This is a genomic window from Streptomyces sp. SID3343 (genome assembly GCF_009865215.1).
In the GTDB taxonomy this organism is placed as follows: domain Bacteria; phylum Actinomycetota; class Actinomycetes; order Streptomycetales; family Streptomycetaceae; genus Embleya.
Genome location: NZ_WWJX01000879.1, coordinates 1 through 18,673, shown reverse-complemented (window position 1 = coordinate 18,673; position 18,673 = coordinate 1). Strand labels below are relative to the sequence as shown.

General features: G+C 71.0%; 16 protein-coding genes. 7 read left to right on the top strand and 9 right to left on the bottom strand.

Going from position 1 to position 18,673, the window contains the following annotated elements; genetic code table 11:
• The coding region (locus GT354_RS27460; protein ID WP_161359065.1) for a hypothetical protein at positions 1 to 204 on the bottom strand (204 nt) is incomplete at its 3' end.
• Between the two features lie 253 nt (positions 205 to 457).
• On the opposite strand from GT354_RS27460, the gene GT354_RS27455 reads away from it, so the two are divergent.
• On the top strand, positions 458 to 832 hold the full coding sequence (locus GT354_RS27455; protein WP_161359064.1) for a S4 domain-containing protein: 375 nt from the start codon (positions 458 to 460) through the stop codon (positions 830 to 832).
• A 76-nt stretch (positions 833 to 908) separates the two neighbouring features.
• On the opposite strand, the gene GT354_RS27450 is transcribed toward GT354_RS27455, so the two are convergent.
• Together GT354_RS27450 and GT354_RS27445 are read right to left on the bottom strand one after the other, a co-directional pair.
• Positions 909 to 2,507, bottom strand: coding sequence for an APC family permease (locus tag GT354_RS27450; RefSeq protein WP_161359063.1), 1,599 nt, complete (start codon positions 2,505 to 2,507; stop codon positions 909 to 911).
• A gap of 227 nt (positions 2,508 to 2,734) precedes the next feature.
• On the bottom strand, positions 2,735 to 3,412 hold the full coding sequence (locus GT354_RS27445; protein ID WP_161359062.1) for a TetR/AcrR family transcriptional regulator: 678 nt from the start codon (positions 3,410 to 3,412) through the stop codon (positions 2,735 to 2,737).
• A 170-nt stretch (positions 3,413 to 3,582) separates the two neighbouring features.
• Here GT354_RS27445 and GT354_RS27440 point away from each other — a divergent pair, with 170 nt between their 5' ends.
• On the top strand, positions 3,583 to 4,587 hold the full coding sequence (locus tag GT354_RS27440) for an alpha/beta hydrolase (RefSeq protein WP_161359061.1): 1,005 nt from the start codon (positions 3,583 to 3,585) through the stop codon (positions 4,585 to 4,587).
• Between the two features lie 80 nt (positions 4,588 to 4,667).
• On the opposite strand, the gene GT354_RS27435 is transcribed toward GT354_RS27440, so the two are convergent.
• Positions 4,668 to 5,414 (bottom strand): class I SAM-dependent methyltransferase, encoded by a 747-nt coding sequence (locus GT354_RS27435; RefSeq protein WP_161359060.1) that lies wholly within the window; start codon positions 5,412 to 5,414, stop codon positions 4,668 to 4,670.
• Positions 5,415 to 5,600: 186 nt separating this feature from the next.
• Positions 5,601 to 7,043: an MFS transporter gene (locus tag GT354_RS27430; RefSeq protein WP_161359059.1), complete on the bottom strand. Its 1,443-nt coding sequence runs from the start codon at positions 7,041 to 7,043 to the stop codon at positions 5,601 to 5,603.
• Between the two features lie 118 nt (positions 7,044 to 7,161).
• Here GT354_RS27430 and GT354_RS27425 point away from each other — a divergent pair, with 118 nt between their 5' ends.
• Genes GT354_RS27425 through narI form a run of 4 tightly spaced genes read left to right on the top strand, consistent with a single transcriptional unit; the run spans position 7,162 to position 14,057 of the window.
• On the top strand, positions 7,162 to 10,899 hold the full coding sequence (locus GT354_RS27425; RefSeq protein ID WP_161359058.1) for a nitrate reductase subunit alpha: 3,738 nt from the start codon (positions 7,162 to 7,164) through the stop codon (positions 10,897 to 10,899).
• Between the two features lies 1 nt (position 10,900).
• Complete coding sequence (gene narH / locus GT354_RS27420; RefSeq protein WP_161359057.1) at positions 10,901 to 12,586, top strand: nitrate reductase subunit beta; 1,686 nt, start codon at positions 10,901 to 10,903, stop codon at positions 12,584 to 12,586.
• The gene (narJ, locus tag GT354_RS27415; RefSeq protein ID WP_161359056.1) at positions 12,583 to 13,335 is read left to right on the top strand and encodes a nitrate reductase molybdenum cofactor assembly chaperone; all 753 of its coding nucleotides are present in this window, start codon (positions 12,583 to 12,585) and stop codon (positions 13,333 to 13,335) included. The genes narH and narJ overlap by 4 nt, the downstream gene beginning before the upstream one ends.
• Entirely contained in the window at positions 13,332 to 14,057 is a 726-nt protein-coding gene (gene narI / locus GT354_RS27410; protein WP_161359055.1) for a respiratory nitrate reductase subunit gamma, read from the top strand. Before narJ ends, narI begins: the two co-directional genes overlap by 4 nt.
• 13 nt (positions 14,058 to 14,070) lie before the next feature.
• Here the strand turns inward: narI and GT354_RS27405 are convergent, their stop codons facing one another.
• A complete protein-coding gene (locus GT354_RS27405; protein WP_161359054.1) occupies positions 14,071 to 14,655 on the bottom strand; it encodes a TetR/AcrR family transcriptional regulator in 585 nt (194 codons plus the stop codon).
• A gap of 86 nt (positions 14,656 to 14,741) precedes the next feature.
• On the opposite strand from GT354_RS27405, the gene GT354_RS27400 reads away from it, so the two are divergent.
• A complete protein-coding gene (locus tag GT354_RS27400) occupies positions 14,742 to 15,236 on the top strand; it encodes a pyridoxamine 5'-phosphate oxidase family protein (RefSeq protein WP_202512362.1) in 495 nt (164 codons plus the stop codon).
• 55 nt (positions 15,237 to 15,291) lie between these two features.
• Here the strand turns inward: GT354_RS27400 and GT354_RS27395 are convergent, their stop codons facing one another.
• The 3 genes from GT354_RS27395 to GT354_RS27385 form a co-directional block, all read right to left on the bottom strand.
• Positions 15,292 to 17,103 carry a hypothetical protein gene (locus GT354_RS27395; RefSeq protein ID WP_161359053.1) on the bottom strand — a complete coding sequence of 604 codons (1,812 nt, stop codon included), beginning with the start codon at positions 17,101 to 17,103 and terminating at the stop codon, positions 15,292 to 15,294.
• Positions 17,104 to 17,354: 251 nt separating this feature from the next.
• Positions 17,355 to 18,203, bottom strand: coding sequence for a polysaccharide deacetylase family protein (locus GT354_RS27390; protein ID WP_237535503.1), 849 nt, complete (start codon positions 18,201 to 18,203; stop codon positions 17,355 to 17,357).
• Between the two features lie 178 nt (positions 18,204 to 18,381).
• Positions 18,382 to 18,673: DUF2892 domain-containing protein (locus tag GT354_RS27385; RefSeq protein ID WP_161359052.1), on the bottom strand; the 292-nt coding region annotated here is incomplete at its 5' end.

Below are 18,673 nucleotides of genomic sequence, written 5' to 3'. Positions count from 1 at the left end.
GCCGTCGCGCGCCTCGACCGCCGCGGTGCCGTGGTCCCCACCACGCGGCAGGTGCCCGGCCTCGGCCTGCACCCGGTCCCGCGCGGAAGCGGAGTTCACGGCCGCGCCGGCGGGCGACGAGAAGGCGAGCGGAGCGATCACGGCCGCGCCGACGGCGAACGCGACGACGGTCGAGCTTCGACGGGACAACGCGGACTTGCGCACAACGACTCCTCGAAACGTACTGCCCGCACCGGAACGACCCGGGGCGCCGGCCTGCTCACCGGCACCTTTCCAGCATGGCGAGGAGAGCGGCCGGGGACGATCGTGCGGCCACCCGAAGCGGAGGTGTTGCCACCACGACCACCGGCACCACACACCCCGACGCGTCCCCGGCACCACTGCCCGAACCGGGCCCCTGGGCGGCTCCGGTACTCGGGGCGGCCGAGCCGCGCGAGGCACGGATTAGAGTCGGGGCATGGCAACAGACGAGGGGACCGTACGGGTCGACGTTTGGATCTGGTCGGTGCGGCTCACCAAGACGCGGGCGCTCGCCGCGGCGGCCTGCAAGGCCGGGCACGTGCGCGTCAACAACGAGCGGGTCAAGCCCGCGCAGGCGGTCAGGGTCGGCGACGAGGTGCGGCTGCGCCAGGAGGGCTTCGAGCGGATCGTCGAGATCAAGCGGGTCGTGCGCAAGCGCGTCGGGGCGCCCGTGGCCGCGGAGTGCCTGTTCGACAAGAGCCCGCCGCCGCCCCCACGCGAAGAGGTCGTCGTGGTGGCCCGCCGCGAGCGAGGCGCCGGACGGCCGACCAAGCGCGAGCGGCGCGAGATGGAGCAGTTCCGCGAACGGTGACGTGCCGGCGCCCGAGGGCCCGCCGGTCGCCTGCCGGTGAGTGGTGGGCCCGTGGGGGCGGGCCCACCACGCCCGGTCAGGGGTCGACCGGCTCGGGCGGGTGCGGCGACTTCCGCGGCCGAGCGGGGAACACCGCCCGCGGCAGGGTCTCGCCGCGGAAGAAGGCCGGCTGCGTGCAGCGACAGACGAGCATCAGGATCGCGCCCAGGAGCAGCGATCCGAGCCCGGTCAGCAGCACGCCACCGAGTTGCCAGTGCGGCGGGAACGGCAACGTCCAGTAGGTCGTGCCGTAGTCCTTGTCGCCGTACACGATGCACGCGTCGACGAAGAAGTAGGTCAGGAGTACGGCGCCCAGCCCCGGCATGAGGCCCTTGAAGAGCAGATCACGCCGGCTGCGGGTGAGCACGCGCCGGTAGTACCAGACACACGTGTAGCCGGTGAGGCCGTAGTAGAACGCGATGGCGAGTCCGATCGACCCGATCGAGTCGGTCAGCACATTGGTACTGACCCGCGTGATCGCGACGTAGAACGCCACGGACGCGATGCCCATCCCCACCGTCGACCACGTCGGCACCAGATTGCGGTGGTGTACGCGGGCGAACCGCTGTGGGATCGCCCGGTGCGCGGCCATCGACAACGACGTGCGGGCCGTGGGCAGGATCGTGGTCTGCGTACACGCGGCCGACGACGTCAGCACCATGAAGACCAACAGCTTGGCCATGAACCAACCGAAGCCGACCGTGCCGAACACGCTCGACCCGAGACCGGACAGCACGTCGCCGGAGTTCTCCGGGTTGGCCAGCCCGTGGCCGGTCTCGCCGGCGCCGGCGAAGCTCAGCGCCGACGTGCTGATCAACAGGTAGACGAGCAGCAACAACACGGTGGAGATCACCGCGGCCCGGCCCGGGGTGCGCTCGCTGTCCGCGGTCTCCTCGTTGATCGCGACGGCGGTGTCCCAGCCCCAGTAGATGAACACCGCGGCGAGCACGCCCTTGGTGAGCGCGTCGATCGAGTCGATCTCGAACGGGTTGAACCACGACAGGCCGATGTGCGCGGAACCGGCCGGCGCGTCACCCGCGTAGACCTTCCACAGCGCGGTCACACCGAGGGCCACGAGCACGACGACCTCGATCGTCAGCAGCACCTTCTGTAGGTTGGCCGAGATCTCGATGCCGATGTAGCAGATCAACGTCATCAACACGATCCACACGACGCCGGCGACCGTGGTCCACAGCGTGCTGTCGGCGAGACCGTACGCACCGATCAACCGGAACCCGTACTGCCCCGCGATCTGCGCGAGGTTGGCCATCACGATCACGTCGGCGACGATGATCGCCCAGCCGCCCATCCAGCCCGACATCGGGCCGAACGTGCGCGAGCCCCACGTGAAGGTGGTGCCGCAGTCGGGGTTGTCCTCGTTGAGCTCCTTGTATCCGTACGCGATCAAAAACATCGGGACGAAGCCGAGCACCATCACGATGGGGGACTGCAACCCGACACCCGCGACGATGATCCCCAACGTCGCGGCGATGCTGTACGCGGGAGCTGTGGAGGCGAGACCGATGACAATGCTGGAAGCCAGGCCCAACGCGCCGGTCTTGAGTCCCTTTTCCCCGGCGGCTCGCCGCAACGGCGGGGGAGGGTCTGCGGGTCTCGCGGAGTCGATCGTGGCCATGCCGAACCGTCCTGTCCTCGACGGGCAGTTCTACGGATTTGACCGAAAACGGAGCATCAGGTTAGTCCTGTGATCGCGGGACGGCCAGACCGATCGAGCAGTTGTCGGAGGACGGATGGATGGGCCGATCGGCTTCCGTGGTGACGATCTGACGGCTCGTCATGTCGTTGGCGCAGCGCCTTGTTGGGCCGCTCGGATTCGGGCCCGGTGCTCGGGGCCGCTCTCGGTCAGGCCGCAGGGTCGCGAAGGTCGCCGCGAGGAGTCAGGCGCGGTGCCAAGCTGGCCGGGGCGGTCGACGCGTTCAGCAATCGGCTGCGGATCGCCGTGGCCGCGCGGTCGTACGCGCGACCGTCCTCGTGCAGGAGATTCGTGCCGTTCGCGGCCTCCAGGAACGCGATCACTTCGAACACGAGTTGATCGGCGTCGAGGTCGGCGACCGTGTCGCCCGCGCACCGGGCGTCCTCCGCGGCTTTGCCCAGGAGGTCGTGCCATCGGCTGCTCGCCGTCGCGAGCGCGTCGCGCACCCGACCGGGGCGCGCGTCGAACTCGGCCTGGGCGTTGAAGAAGAAGCAGCCACCGGGGAACACCCGCTCGCGCGAGTAGGCGAGCCAGCCGTCGGCCAGCAGCCACAGCCGGACCAGGCCGGACGGCTCGGACTGCGCGGGCAGCACGACGCGTTGGCGGTAGATCGCGACAGCCGCGTCGATCGCCGCGAGTTGGAGCTCCTCCTTGGAGCCGAAGTGCGCGAAGACCCCGCTCTTGCTGATCGCCAGGTCGGTCGCGAGGCGGCCGATGGACAGGCCCTCCAGCCCCTCCAGGGACGCGATGTCGGTCGCGCGGGCCAGGATCGCGCGTCGGGTGCGATCCCCCTTGCGGATCCGCTCGTCGGTCGGCGACGCGGTCACCACACACCTCCGCTGGTTCGGCGAAGCGGCCGGTCGGCCGATCGTGGTCGATTATCCCTCGGCCTTGACAGCATCTCCCTCGCCGATAAATAGTACGACCGTTCGTACAGTTTGCAAACAAGCCGGCAGCCCGCTCGACGTGACCCGTCGAGAAGACCTGGGGGTATCCGATGAACCCGAACCCGAACCGGACCGCGTATCCGCCCGCGAACCCGAACCCGAACCCACATCCGCATCCGAGCCCGACCGCGCACCCGAACACCGACCTGCCGCCCGTCGCACCGGCGGGCCGGATCGGCGCCGTCGAGAAGTCCGTACACGCCGCCCTGCGCGCCGCGACCGCGCTGTCCCCGCAGGCGGCCGGCGTACTGGCCTACTACCTCTTCCGTCGGCCCTTCGCGCGGGGCAGGGTGCGTTCGACGGAGCGCGAGACGCACGCGCGGGCGAGCGTCGGCCGGATCACGGTCAACGGCAAGCGGGTGGTGACCTACCGGTGGGGTGACGGGACGGATCCGGTCCTGATGCTGCACGGTTGGCAGTCCCGTACGTCGCGCTACGCGCCGTACGTGCCGGAACTGCTGGCGCGCGGCCTGAGCCCGATCGGTTTCGACGCACCCGGACACGGCGATTCCGGCGGTCGGCACACGACACTGCTCGAATACGCCGACGCGGCCCGGCAACTCCAGGAGCGATATGGCGAGTTCCATACCGTCATGGCCAACTCGCTCGGGACGCTGGGCGCGTTCGAGGCGCTGCGCTCCGGCGTGCGGACCCGATCCGTGGTCACCTTCAGCGCGGTGAGCGAACCGGAGTACCTGCTCGACTACTTCAGCGACCGCGTCGCCCTGGACCCGCGAGTCAAGGCGGCGTTGCGGGCGCGGGCCGACGCGCGACTGCTCGCACCGGAGACGGACATCTGGTTGCGCTACCGGGCGGCGTCCGACCCGGCAGCGGTCACGGTGCCCATCCTGGTGGTGCACGACGAGGAGGACGAGATGGTGCCGGCGGACCTCAGCCGCCGCCTGGCCGCCGCGTTCCCCGAGCGGGCCCGACTGCTGACCACGCGAGGACTGGGTCATCGCCGGGTGCTGAGCGACGTCGACCTGAGAACCGAGGTACTGGCCTTCCTGGACGCGATCCCGCTCCCACACCGGCAGACGGAGTCGGCCGCCTAGCGCGGTCGCCCCGGCCGGCGCCTCCGGCCCGAGCAGCGCCACAGCCGGAGCGGGGCCACCGGCACCGGTCGCCTCCGGCCCTACCCCGCGACCGATCGGTGGTCCCCGGACGACCGGCCGACGACGAACCACTGGGCCGGCAGGTCCAGGCGGGTGCCGTCCGGTCGGCGTTCGGCCATCGCCATCGGGGTGGTGCCGTGGGCCAGGATGTCGAGGCCGGTGCGGCACAGGAGGTCGTGGATCTCGTCCGGGGCCACGTCGGCGGGGCGCAAGCCGTGGATCTGTACCTGCCGGAGCTTCTCCGACGGGCCGCCCGCGTGCTGGACGGCCTCGTGCAGCACCAACCGCGCCTCGCCGGTGAGTTCCGCGACGAACGCCCGGCCCCGGGTGCCGACGAGGCGGGCGACCGCCGCCGCGACCGGACCGCGGTCGATGCGGTCGCTCTGGTGCAGGACGGCCCGCATGTAGACGTTGGCGTCCCCCAGTCGCGTGTGCAGGCGCTCCACGGCGTCCGCGTCGGCGAGGTTGACCTGGTGGAACTCGGCCGTCGCACGCGGGTCGAGCCGCCGGGCGTGGTCGATCGCGGCGGCCGAGAGGTCGACCCCGACCGCGAGCGGATAGCGGGAGGCCAGATACCGGGTCTGCGTCCCGTTGCCGCAGCCCAGATCCACGATCGGCAACGTGCAGTCGGCGTACGACTCCAGCAGTTCGGTGTGCGGGACCGCCGTCACCGCCGGGTCGGCGTCCCAGAACGGCTCGCCCGGCTCACCGGAGTTGTCCTCCCAGAAGCCTTCCCACGCACTCCTGTACCGATCCGAAACACTCATGCACTCTCCCGGGAATCGTCCGCGGCGATCCCGCCTGCGCCTGCCGCCGGCACCGTGGATCACGAATCACGACAACCTTGACTATCAACGCGATCGGCGCACGGCAACCGATTCGAGGCCCCCTTGACCCGCCGTTCGAGCGGGAACGGGAACGGGAGCGGGCGGGCAGCGGGCGGCCTCGGCGCGTCACCCCGGCGGGTGTCGGTGCGGGCGACCGGGCGTCCGGGTCGCGCCGATCTCGCCGCTCTCGCCGCTCTCGTCGGCCTGCCACTGCGCCGTCCGTGCCGGATCGCCCGCCTCACCCGACACAGCCGGCCCGCCGCCCGCCGCATCCGGAGCAGCCGCCGCGCCCGCCTCACTCGCTGCGCCCGCCTCCGCCGCCGGTCGCCGGTCGCGCCCGAGCAGCCGGGCCGCGCAATAGACCATCGCCGCGAACGCCGCGTCGGACAGCAGCATCAGGCCGATCGCGTACGAACCGGTGCCGCTGTACACCGAGCCCATGATCAGCGGTGGCACGAATCCGCCCAGCCCGCCCGCCGCGCCGACCAGGCCGGTGACCGTGCCGACCTTGTCCTTGGGCGTGAGGTTGGCGACCAGTGCGAACACCGCACCGCTGCCCGCGCCGAGCATGCCCGCCATCACCAGGAAGGCGATCGTCGCCTGCGGCATCAGGCCCGGCGTGAACGCCTGCCACACCGCCGTGACACCGAGTACCGCGTAGGTCGCGATCAACACCTTCGCCGGCCCGATCCGGTCCGACAGGGCCCCGCCGATCGGCCGGCACAGCACCGCCACCACGGTGAACCCCGCCGCCCGAGTCGAGGCCGAGTCCTGGCTGAGCGAGTACACCTCGCGCAGGTACGTCGGCAGATACACCCCGAAGGCGACGAAACCGCCGAACGACACCGCGTACAACAGCGACATCGGCAGCGTCGACGGTTGTTTGAGCGCGGCCGTGAAGCGCGGCCCGAACAGCCGATCCGGCACGTTGCGGTTCGGCGCGTCGCGCACGAGCACCGCCGCGATCAGGCCGTAGGCGACCAGCACACAAGCCACCAGATAGAACTGGAAGTTCACGTCGTCGACCCAGCGCAGCAAACGCGGCGTGAAGAACGCGGCGATCGCGGTCCCGCCCGTACCGATCCCGAAGACCCCGATCGCGGTGCCGCGCTTGTTCGGCGGGAACCACGCGTTGACGTAGGGCACGCCGACCGCGAAGAAACTGCCACCGATCCCCAGCACGAAGCCCACCACGAGCAGCATCGCGAGCGAGTCGAACACACTCAACGCGAGCACGGGCAGCACGGTCAGAAAGCTCACCGCCGGCACCATCACCCGAGCGCCGTAGCGGTCGGTGAGCGCACCGGCCGGGATCCGACCCAGGGCCCCGACCAGGACCGGCACCGCGACCAGGAACGACTGCTGGAACGAGCTGAGTCCGAGCTGCTCCTTGTAGGTGGGGCCGAGCGGGCTGATCAGTCCCCAAGCCCAGAAGTTCACCAGGATGCCGAAGGTGGCCACCGCGAGGTTCACCCACGCGGCCGACGACACGCGTGCTTCGGCTGCCCCTGAGCGGGTGGCGGGCCGGTTCTGCTCCACGGACGAGTCCTTCCCGAGTGCTCCGGACATTCGTGCCGGCGGACACGATGGGCTATGACCTCAAATCCGACGATTCAACCGTTTTGTGTAGGACATTGACTCGTATTCAGGAAAAGGAACACCCGGTTCAACGCTGTGAAAGGTCGCCATGGTGAACCCCGGAGCCCCGCCGCCCGGTCTCGACGGACCGGCGAGCGACCTGCTCCTGCGCGTCGGACGCTTCTTCAGACCCGGCGCCGAGGTGTCCGCCGACCTGCGCAGTCAATATCGCAAGGGCGGCCGCGAGGGCGACGTCTTCTACCGACAGCGCTGGAGCCACGACAAGGTCGTCAACTCCACGCACGGCGTCAACTGCACCGGTTCGTGCCGTTGGAAGGTGTACGTCAAGGACGGCGTCATCACGTGGGAGACCCAGGCCACCGACTACCCCTCGGTCGGGCCGGATCGCCCCGAGTACGAACCGCGCGGCTGCCCGCGCGGGGCGGCGTTCTCCTGGTACACCTACTCGCCCACCCGGGTGCGCTACCCGTACGTGCGCGGCGTCCTGCTGGGGATGTACCGCGAGGCGAGGCAACGCCTGGGCGACCCGGTCCTCGCGTGGGCCGACGTGGTCGGCGACCCCGAGCGCCGACGTCGCTACCAACAGGCGCGCGGCAAGGGCGGTTTGGTGCGCGCGACGTGGGACGAGGCGGTCGAGCTGATCGCTGCCGCGCACGTGCACACGATCAAGGCACACGGCCCCGACCGGGTCGCCGGCTTCTCGCCGATCCCCGCGATGTCGATGGTGTCGCACGCCGCCGGGGCCCGGTTCATGAGCCTGATCGGCGCGCCCATGCTGTCCTTCTACGACTGGTACGCCGACCTGCCGGTCGCGTCGCCGCAGGTGTTCGGCGACCAGACCGACGTGCCCGAATCGGGGGACTGGTGGGACGCGGCCTACCTGTTCATGTGGGGCTCGAACGTGCCGGTCACGCGGACGCCCGACGCGCACTGGATGGCCGAGGCGCGCTATCGCGGGCAAAAGGTCGTCGTGGTCGCCCCCGACTACGCCGACAACGCCAAGTTCGCCGACGAGTGGCTGCACCCGCATCCGGGCACCGACGCCGCGCTCGCGATGGCGATGGGGCACGTGATCCTCAAGGAGTGCTTCGTCGACCGTCGGGTGGACTTCTTCGACCGATACGTCAAACAGTTCACCGACCTGCCGTTCCTGGTCACCCTCACCGAACGCGCCGACGAGCCCGGCGCGTTCACCCCCGCGAAGTTCCTGCGCGCGGCCGACCTGGCCGGCTCGGCGGCGACCGTCGAGGGCTCGGAGTGGATGACCGTCCTGCTCGACGACGCCACCGGGCAACCGGTCGTGCCCGGGGGGTCGTTGGGCTTTCGCTGGACCGAATCGGGCAAGGGCCGCTGGAACCTGGACCTGGCCGGCGTCGACCCGCGCCTGACCCTGCATCAGGACCCGGACGCGCACGGCGTGGAGGTGCTGTTGCCGCGCTTCGATACCGAGGGCGGCGAACACGGCCAAGGGCGTGCCGAGGTGCTGCGGCGCGGCGTGCCCGCGCGCCGGCTCACCCCGGACGGACCGCTCGTGACCACCGTGTTCGACCTGCTGCTCGCGCAGTACGGCGTCGGCCGCGACGGCCTGCCGGGCGCGTGGGCGACGGGATACCACGACGCCGCCCAGCCCGGGACGCCCGCGTGGCAGGAGGCGATCACCTCGGTGCCGGCCGAGCGCGCGATCCGGATCGCGCGCGAGTTCGCGGACACCGCCGAGCGCTCCAAGGGTCGGTGCATGATCCTGATGGGCGCCGGTACGAACCACTGGTTCCACTCCGAGACCATCTACCGCACCTTCCTGGCCCTGCTGCAACTGACCGGCTGTCAGGGCCGCAACGGCGGCGGCTGGGCGCACTACGTCGGCCAGGAGAAGTGCCGTCCGAACACCGGGTGGGCCACCCTGGCCTCGGCCAACGACTGGTCCCGCCCGCCGCGCCAGATGATCGGCACCGCCTACTGGTACCTCAACACCGACCAATGGCGCTACGACGCCTTCACCGCCGACGTGATGACCTCACCGCTGGGCGCGGGCGACCTGACCGGAATGACCGGCGCCGACTGCCTCGCCAAGTCGGCCCGGCTGGGCTGGATGCCGTCCTACCCGACGTTCGACCGCAACCCGCTCGACCTGGTCGACGAGGCCGACCACGCGGGCGCGGACCCGGTCGCCCACACCGTGGACGCGCTGCGCGCCGGCCGACTGGGCTTCGCGGCCGAGGACCCCGACGCGCCGCAGAACTGGCCGCGAGTGCTCACCGTGTGGCGCTCGAACCTGCTCGGCTCGTCGGCCAAGGGCGCCGAGTACTTCGCCAAGCACCTGTTGGGCACCGACAGTTCGCTGCGCGCCGAACAGGCGCCCGCGGGATCGCGTCCGCAAAGCGTGCGATGGCGCGAGCAGGCCCCCGAGGGCAAGCTCGACCTGATGCTGTCGATCGACTTCCGGATGACGTCGACCACGCTCATGTCGGACGTCGTACTGCCCGCCGCGACCTGGTACGAGAAGCACGACCTGTCGTCGACCGACATGCATCCGTTCGTGCACGCCTTCACGCCCGCGATCGACCCGCCCTGGCAGGCCCGCACCGACTTCGACGCGTTCCACGCGATCGCCGCGCGCTTCGGCGAGTTGGCGAAGGACCACCTCGGGGTGCGCCGCGACCTGGTCGCGAGCGCGCTCCAGCACGACACCCCCGGCGAGATCGCCCAGCCCGGCGGCGTGGTGCTCGACTGGCGGGCCGGCGAGTGCGAGCCGGTGCCGGGCCGCACGATGCCCAACCTGAGTGTGGTCGAGCGCGACTACACCGCGATCGCCGCCAAGATGGGCGCGATCGGGCCGCTCGCGGACCGGCTCGGTCTGCCGGTCAAGGGCATCACGTTCGACGTCGGTCCCGAGATCGATGCCCTGCGCCTGGCCAACGGCAGCGCGCGGGGCGGCGTCGCCGACGGGCGGCCGCTGATCGACACCGCGATCAAGGCGTGCGACGCGATCCTCACCCTCTCCGGAACCACCAACGGGCGCTTGGCCGTCCAGGGCTTCCACACGCTCGGCGCCCGGGTCGGCAAGGAGTTCGCGCACCTGGCCGCCGAACACGAGGGCAAGCGGGTCAGCTACGCGGACACCGTGGCCCGACCCGTGCCGGTGATCACCTCGCCCGAGTGGTCGGGCAGCGAGGCCGGCGGGCGGCGCTACACCGCGTTCACGCTCAACACCGAACAGCTCAAGCCCTGGCACACCCTGACCGGACGTCAGCATTTCTTCCTCGACCACGACTGGATGCACGAGTTCGGCGAGGCACTGCCGGTGTACCGCCCACCGCTGGACATGAACCGGCTGTTCGGCGAACCCCGGATCGGCCCCGACGGCGACCGGGAGGTGACGGTTCGCTACCTGACGCCGCACAACAAGTGGTCGATCCACTCCGAGTATCAGGACAACCTGTTCATGCTCTCGCTCTCGCGCGGCGGCCAGACCATCTGGCTGAGCACCGGTGACGCAGCCGCGATCGGGGTACGCGACAACGACTGGATCGAGGCGGTCAACCGCAACGGCGTGGTGACCGCCCGTGCGGTGGTCTCGCACCGGATGCCCACCGGCACGGTCTACATGCACCACGCGCAGGACCGCACGGTCGGCGTGCCCAAGGCGCAGACGACGGGCAGGCGCGGCGGCATCCACAACACGCTCACCCGCGTCCTGCTCAAGCCCACCCACCTGATCGGCGGATACGCCCAACTCAGCTGGGCGTTCAACTACCTCGGCCCGACCGGCAATCAACGCGACGAGGTCACCGTGATCCGGCGCCGCTCGCAGGACGTGGAGTACTGAGATGCGCGTGATGGCCCAGATCGCCATGGTGATGAACCTCGACAAGTGCATCGGCTGCCACACCTGCTCGGTCACCTGCAAGCAGACCTGGACCAACCGCGGCGGCGTCGAGTACGTGTGGTTCAACAACGTCGAGACCCGCCCCGGACAGGGCTATCCGCGCCGCTACGAAGACCAGGACAAGTGGCGGGGCGGCTGGCGGCTCAACCGACGCGGGCGGCTGCGGCTCGCCTCCGGGGGCCGGCTGCACCGGCTGTCGCGGATCTTCTCCAATCCCCAAATGCCCTCGATCCAGGACTACTACGAGCCCTGGACCTACGACTACCGCACGCTCACCGAGGCGCCGCTCGGTGACGACTTCCCCGTCGCGCGTCCGCGTTCGCTGATCAGCGGCAAGCCGATGGAGATCACCTGGAGCGCCAACTGGGACGACAACCTCGGCGGCACCGCCGAACACGGCGACCTGGACCCGATGGTGGTGCGGACCCGGGAGAAGGTCGCCGACAAGGTCCGCTTCGAGTTCGAGCAGACCTTCATGTTCTACCTGCCACGCATCTGCGAACACTGCCTCAACCCCTCGTGCGTCGCGGCATGTCCCTCGGGTGCGATGTACAAGCGCGAGGAGGACGGCATCGTCCTGGTCGACCAGGACGACTGCCGCGGCTGGCGGATGTGCGTCAGCGCGTGCCCGTACAAGAAGGTCTACTTCAACCACAAGACCGGCAAGGCCGAGAAGTGCACGATGTGCTACCCGCGCATCGAGGTGGGACTGCCGACGGTGTGCTCCGAGACGTGCGTGGGACGGCTGCGCTACCTCGGGGTGATCCTCTACGACGCGGACAAGGTCCTCGAAGCGGCGTCGGTCGAGCGCGACGAGGACCTGTACGAGGCGCAGTTGGGGGTCTTCCTCGATCCCGACGACCCGCTCGTGCGGCGCGAGGCGGAGGCCGCGGGCATCGCCCACGACTGGATCGAGGCGGCCCGGCGCTCGCCCGTGCGCGCGCTGATCTCGACCTATCGGGTCGCGCTGCCGTTGCATCCCGAGTACCGCACGATGCCGATGGTCTGGTACATCCCGCCGCTGTCACCCGTCGTGGACTCGCTGTCCTCGACCGGCTTCGACGGCGAGGACGTGGGCAACCTGTTCGGCGCCATCGACGTGCTGCGGGTGCCGTTGGAGTATCTCGCCGAACTGTTCACCGCCGGCGACACCGGCCCGGTGCGCGCGGCCTTGGAGCGGCTCGCGGCGATGCGCTCCTACATGCGGGCGGTCAACCTGGACGAGGAACCGGACGAGCAGGTGGCCGGACGCGCCGGCATGACGGGTGATCAGATCCGGGACATGTACCGGCTGTTGGCCATCGCCAAGTACGACGAGCGCTACGTGATCCCGACCGCCGCGGTCGCCGACGCGCGACGGCTGGAGGAGTCGGCGCTGCCCGACGGATGCAGCCTGGACTTCGACGGCGGCCCCGGGATGGGCGGCTCCGGGCCGTTCGGCGAAGGCTCGGGCCGGGAAGTGCCGGTGACGGTCGAGAACTTCCACGCGCTGCGCGATCGTGGCACCGCCGACCGGCCCGCCGACACCGCGGGCCCGGGGGCGAGGGTCAACCTGTTGAACTGGGACGGCAACGGCCGCCCCGCCGGTCTCTTCCCGGACCGGACCGAGCCGGAGGAGACCCGATGAGGCTCGTGCGCACCGGACGCGACACCCGGCGAGACACGCGGCGCGAGACCCGGCGCGACCGGGGCCGTCACGCGCGACTCGACGCCCGGCGCGAGGCCGCCGTGGTGCGGCAGGCCGCCGGACTGTGCCTGCACTACCCCGACGACGCGTTCCGAGCGCGCCTGCCGCTGCTTCGGGCCGCGCTCGCGGAAGTCCCGGGCGCGGCCTCGGCAGCACTGCTCGCCTTCCTCGACGACATCGACGCGCGGGATCCGCAGGAACTGGCCGCGCACTACGTCGCCATCTTCGATCTGCGCAACCGGCGCAGCCTGTACCTGAGTTGGTGGCGCGAGGGGGACACCCGGCGACGCGGCGAGGCCCTGGTCCGGTTCAAGCACGTGTATCGCCTGCACGGCCGCGAGTTCGTCGGCGACGAACTCCCGGACTTCCTCCCGGCCGTCCTGGAGTTCACCGCCACCGGCGCCGAGGACGCGGCGGACGCGGGTGTCGCCCTGCTCCAGGAACACCGGCCCGGACTCGAACTCCTGCGCCTGGCCCTGGCGGACGCGTCGACGCCCTACACGCGAGTCCTCGAGGCGATCTGCGCGACCTTGCCCGGACCCTCGCCCAAGGACCGCGCCGAGGCCCGGGCCCTGGCCCACGCGGGACCGCCGCGCGAGGAAGTAGGGCTGGACACCTATGGGTCGCTCCCGCCCGCACCGGGCGGCAGCGGCTTCGCAAGCCCCGAGGTCGACGGAGTCGCCCGATGAACACCATGCTGTGGGCGGTGCTGCCCTACGCGGTCCTGATCGTGCTGGTCGGCGGGACGATCTGGCGCTACCACTACGACAAGTTCGGCTGGACCACCCGCTCGTCGCAGTTGTACGAGTCGCGCCTGCTGCGCATCGGCAGCCCGCTGTTCCACTACGGCCTGCTGTTCGTCGTGGCCGGTCACGTGGTCGGCCTGTTGATCCCGCAGTCGTGGACCGACGCGGTGGGTATCGGCGAGCACACGTATCACGTCGCGGCGGCGAGTCTGGGGATCGTGGCCGCGCTGATGACGCTCGTGGGCATCGCGCTGTTGATCCGGCGCCGGCGCACGACCGGCCCGGTGTTCCTCGCCACCACGCGCAACGACAAGCTCATGTACGTCTTCCTCGCCGGCACGATCGTCGCGGGTACCGCGGCCACGTTGTGGAACACGGTGGGCGACCACGAGCACAACTACCGCGAGAGCATCTCACCGTGGTTTCGCAGCCTGTCCTGGTTCCGGCCCAAGACCGAACTGATGGCCGACGTTCCCATCACGTTCCAGGTCCACATCGTGGTCGCCATACTGCTCTTCGCGCTGTTTCCCTTCACCCGGCTGGTACACGCCTTCAGCGCGCCGCTGGGCTACCTCTTCCGTCCCTATGTCGTCTACCGCAGCCGAGACCCACGAAGCCCCGGCAGCACGACCCCGCAGCGCGGCTGGGAACGCGTGGACTCGTGACCCCGCGCCGAGGTCAGTCGGCCAGGACGGCGCGGGCCGCCGCGAGGGTGTGACGCTCGGTCGAGGCGGGATGGGGCCGGCCGGCGGCGAGGTGTCGGCGGACGGCGGCGTAGGGGATGTCCACGAGGGCGAGGGTGACTCGCTCCACCTGTGCCGTGCCGGCGCGGCCGTAGCGCGCGCGGGCGTAGTCGCGCAGCGCCGCGCCGGCGGCGTCGTTGAGGCCGACGAGCTCGGGGCCGAGTTCGTCCGGCCATCGGGTGACCAGATCGTCGCGCCGGTACAGGAGCAACACGCCGGCCTCGGCGGGGTGGGCCCGAACCCAGGCCAACACGGCGCTCACCGCGCGATCGGCGCCCACGACCGGATCCTCGTCGGAGATCGCGGCCACGAAGGGCTCCTGGAAGCGCCGGATGGTGCGCACCCACAATCGGGCGAGCAACAGGTCGCGCGACGCGAACCGGTGGTACACCGACCCGACCGGAGCGCCGACCTCGGCCGCGACGCCCGCGATCGTCACGGCGCCGGCACCGTCGCGCGCGGTGATCCGCAGTACGGCGTCGAGGAAGTCGTCCTCGGTGAACCTCGGCTTGCGTCCCATGCGGTGCCGATCCTCGGGGTTGACTGTTTATGGAATATGGATTCTAGTATGACCCACCCAATAAAACGAGCGATCGGTGGTGTGTCGTGCACGACGAGGACACGACGAACGGCCCGGCAAGGCTGCTCGACGCCGCGGTGCGGATCGTCCGCGCCCGGCCGTACGGATCACTCGCCACCACGGATGCCGACGGGCGGCCCCGGGTGCGGATCGTCCAGCACCTCGCCGTCGAGGACGACGCGACCGTGTGGTTCGGGACGAGCCCGCGCACCCGCAAGGCGGCCGAACTGACCGCGCGCCCGGAGGTGTGCTACTCGGTGTTGCGCGACGACGGCAAGGCATCCGCCTACGCGGCGCTCTACGCCCGCGCCGAAGTGATCGCCGACCCCGCCGAGTTGCGGGCCCGCTGGATCGACGAACTCGCACCGTTCTTCCCGGCGGGCCCCGCCGGCGGGGACATCGTGCTGGTGAGGTTGGCCCCGCACCGCGTCGAGGTGCTCGACTTCGGTGCCGGCATCCACCCCGACCCCTTCGGGCTCGCGGCGGCGATCACGGAGCGGGGGCCCGGGGGTTGGGCCTGAACCGGCTCCGGCGCTCGCCGGCTGCGGCGCCTGCAGGTTCCGGCGCACGCAAGCCCTACCGCTCGCAGAACTTGCGCTCGGCCGCGACCGGGTCGGACGGAATCCGCAGCGACGTGCGGGGGTAGGCGCCCGTGAGGTTGTCCCAAAAGCGCGACGGCGTCATCGGGGCGGAGACGCTTTCGAGGAGTTCCCTGAGGTCTCCGCATCCCAAGGCGGCGCGGGCCGCACGGATCTGCTCCTGGGTCGCGGTGGTCGCCGGGACGAGCGGGTAGCCGCCGGGATCGACGTACAGCGCGATGTTCCACGCGGCCGGCAGCACCTTCTCGTGGCCCGCCGCCGCGTTCGCGGTCTGTTCGATGTGCGCGCCCACCGTGTTGGCCAGTCCCAGGACGTCCACCACGATCCCGTCGAGCGGGGTGATCGCCCCGCCGACGCCGAGTCGGCCGATGATCAGGCCGCCCGAGTCGAGCAGGTCGGCGCGCAGCGGCAGCGGCGGCAGATCGCGAGGGAACATGGGATAGCCCGGGTCGACGAGAAGCACGCGCCGCCCCGAGTCGCGCGCGTCGCGAAAGCCCTTCTCGACGCTCGGCAACGTGCCGACGTGCGCGCCGGCCGTGGTGGGGTTCTTGGTGCCGGTCCAACCGGCGTACACGTCGCGCTCGTTCCAGACCTGGTTCTGGCCGGGCTGGGAGGAGGGCGTGGTGACGATGCCGGTGCGCAGGAAGACGCCACAGACCAGGGCCCACACCGCGATCAGCGCGACGGCCGGCAGCACGAGCCGCACCGGCGGGGCCAGGAGCAACGGCAACAGGACGAGCAACAGCACCGGCAGCCACATTCGCCCGTGCATGAAGTCGCCGCCGACCTTGAGCACGTACAGGCTCTGCCCGAACGCCGCGACCGACGGCGTGGCGACGAGGATCCAGGTACGGCGGTCGGCGGGGCGGCGCCGGTCCAACACGAGACCGACCACGACGAGCACGAGCACCATCGGGACCCACAGCCGGTACGGCTCCAGGTAGTCGATCAGATAGTCCCAGCCGCGCCCCCACACGGAATGCGACGCCTCCTTGGTGAGCGCGGGCATCGGAACGACCAGGCCGTAGTAGCCCATCCGGAAGATCTCGTAGCCCAGCGGCAGCAGCCCCGCGCAGCCCAGGGTCGCGAGCGCCCTGGGCAAGCCCGGCCGGATCAGCAGCAGTTGGGCGACCGCCAAGACGACCGCGGTCGCCCCCAGATCGGGGCGCACCAGCGGGCCGAGGCCGAAGAAGACGGCGGTGGACAACGTACGGCCGAGGTGCTCGGCGCCGACCGGGCGCAGCCACGTACGGACCAGGAGCGACCATGACGTGCCGATCCAGGCCAACATCAGGCCGGTCTCCATGCCGGCCGTGGCGAAGTCCCACACCGAGGGCACGGCGATGAAGACGAGCGCGCCGACGGGGACGAGCGGGCGCGTCACGGCCAGACCGCGAAACAGCCGACGCGTGCCGTCGAGGGCCACGACCAGGCCCGCGACGGACAGGAACAGGCCGGTGTAGACGGCGGTTCGGGCCAGGTCGAGCGGGCTGATCGCGCCGAGCAGCGCGAGCAACCACTGCCACAGCGTGCTGGTCGCGGTCTCCACGCGTTCGCCCTGGTTGTACACGGGGCCGTTGCCGGCGAGGATCTGCCGGGCGGTGCGAGTGAAGATCAGGCCGTCGTCGGTGATCCATCGTCGGTGCCAACCCATGATCGCGAACACGAGCGTGGGCAGCGCGATCGCGGCCACGTCGGCCCGGTACAGGCGGGCGAGCCGGCGCCGAAGCGGGTGAGGGGCGGGCGCGGCGACCTCGGTCGGACCGTCCGCGGTCAGCACATCGTTCACGTGGCTCGGGTTCCCTCGATCTACGGGTCGGCAGGAGTGGCGCGGTGTCGACCGCGGCCGTCTCGAGACGGCGCCGGGGCCGGCGACCGCACCCACCGACACGTCGGCCAAGGCCCGGATCCGCGCGGCGCGTTGCTCAAGGTACTGCCGAAGACCGGATGCCGGGCACCGGCCCGCGTCGAACACCCCGCGCCCGTACGTGTCCGGCGCTCACCGCCCGGTGCGGCGGGGGACCGCGCCCACCGCGAGACCTACGCCGGGAAGGCGAACGTGTAGCCCTTTTGCACCAGCCACGGCAGGAGCTGCTTGAGGGCGGCCAGTGTCTGGGAGCGTTCGCCGCCCGCGTCGTGCATCAGGATTATCCCGCCGGGCTTGAGTTCCTTCTTGGCATTGGCCAGGATTTTCTCGGTACCCGGGCGCTCCCAGTCACGGGTGTCCACCGACCAGTCGAGCGAGCGCATGCCGAAGCCGGCGGCCGTCGCCCGGACCTGCGGCGACCAGTCGCCGCCGGGCGCGCGGAACCAGGACACCGCGGCGCCCGAACCGGACGCGGCCACTATCTGGTCGTGGGCGGTGGCGATCTCGTACCTGATCCGAGCCAACGGCCGCTTGGCGATGCCCTCGTCGTGGGTCACAGAGTGGTCGCACAGCCGGTCGCCGGCCGCGACGACCTCCTTGACCAGGTTCGGGTTGGCCTTCGCGTTCGGACCCAGCATGCAAAACGTCGCGTGTGCGTCGTACTGCTTCAACAACGCGAGGACCTGCGGTGTCCACTGCGGGCTCGGCCCGTCGTCGAAGGTGAGCGCGACCGTGCGACCGCCGGTCGCGGTGCTGCGCACGATGGTGTCGGGGACCAGCGGCGGCGGGATCGACGCGTTCGGATCGGCGGCGGTCGGCACGTCCGACGGGGTCGGCATCGGCTCCGCGCTGCCCTCCCGACCGCCCGGCTTCGCCGCCCGGTGTCCCGAGTCCGACGAACACGCGGTGCCACCGATCGCGAGAGCGCCGGCGACGGCGAGGACGGACAGGCCACGCAGGGCGCGGTGGGCGCGCGGGGTGCGCGGGGTGCGGTGGGTGTCGCGGGCGGTGAGGCCGATCATGGAAGCTCCAGGGAACCGATCGGGGGCGGCTGTCTGTTCGAGACACGTCCGCACCCAACGAAGGAGTTCCGTACAAGGGCTCGCCTTTGCGGTGTTTTTGGCCTCGCTTGCCCCCTTGGCCCCTCGCTCCCGTCGCCACGGTCGCCTCCTCGCTCGCTTCGGGGACCGGCGGTCGCGCTCAGCGCGCGTCCAGCCTCGCCAGTGTCGTGGCCAGGTCGGGGGCGTCGGCGGCAGGCCGATTGTGCGGCAACCTGCCCAGTACGGCGGCCATGCCGCACGTGTCGCTGACCGCGGAGAAGACCAGGCCGGCGCCGACCCCCGCGGACAACACCCGGGCCTTGGGGGAGAGCCGGCCCGCCGCCAGGCCGAGCACGACGAGGCCGCCGGCGACCAAGCGGACCTGACGCTCCATCGGCCACACCTCGCGCGCGCCGGCCGGGCCGTCGAGTTCGTGGCCCGCCGCGACCCAG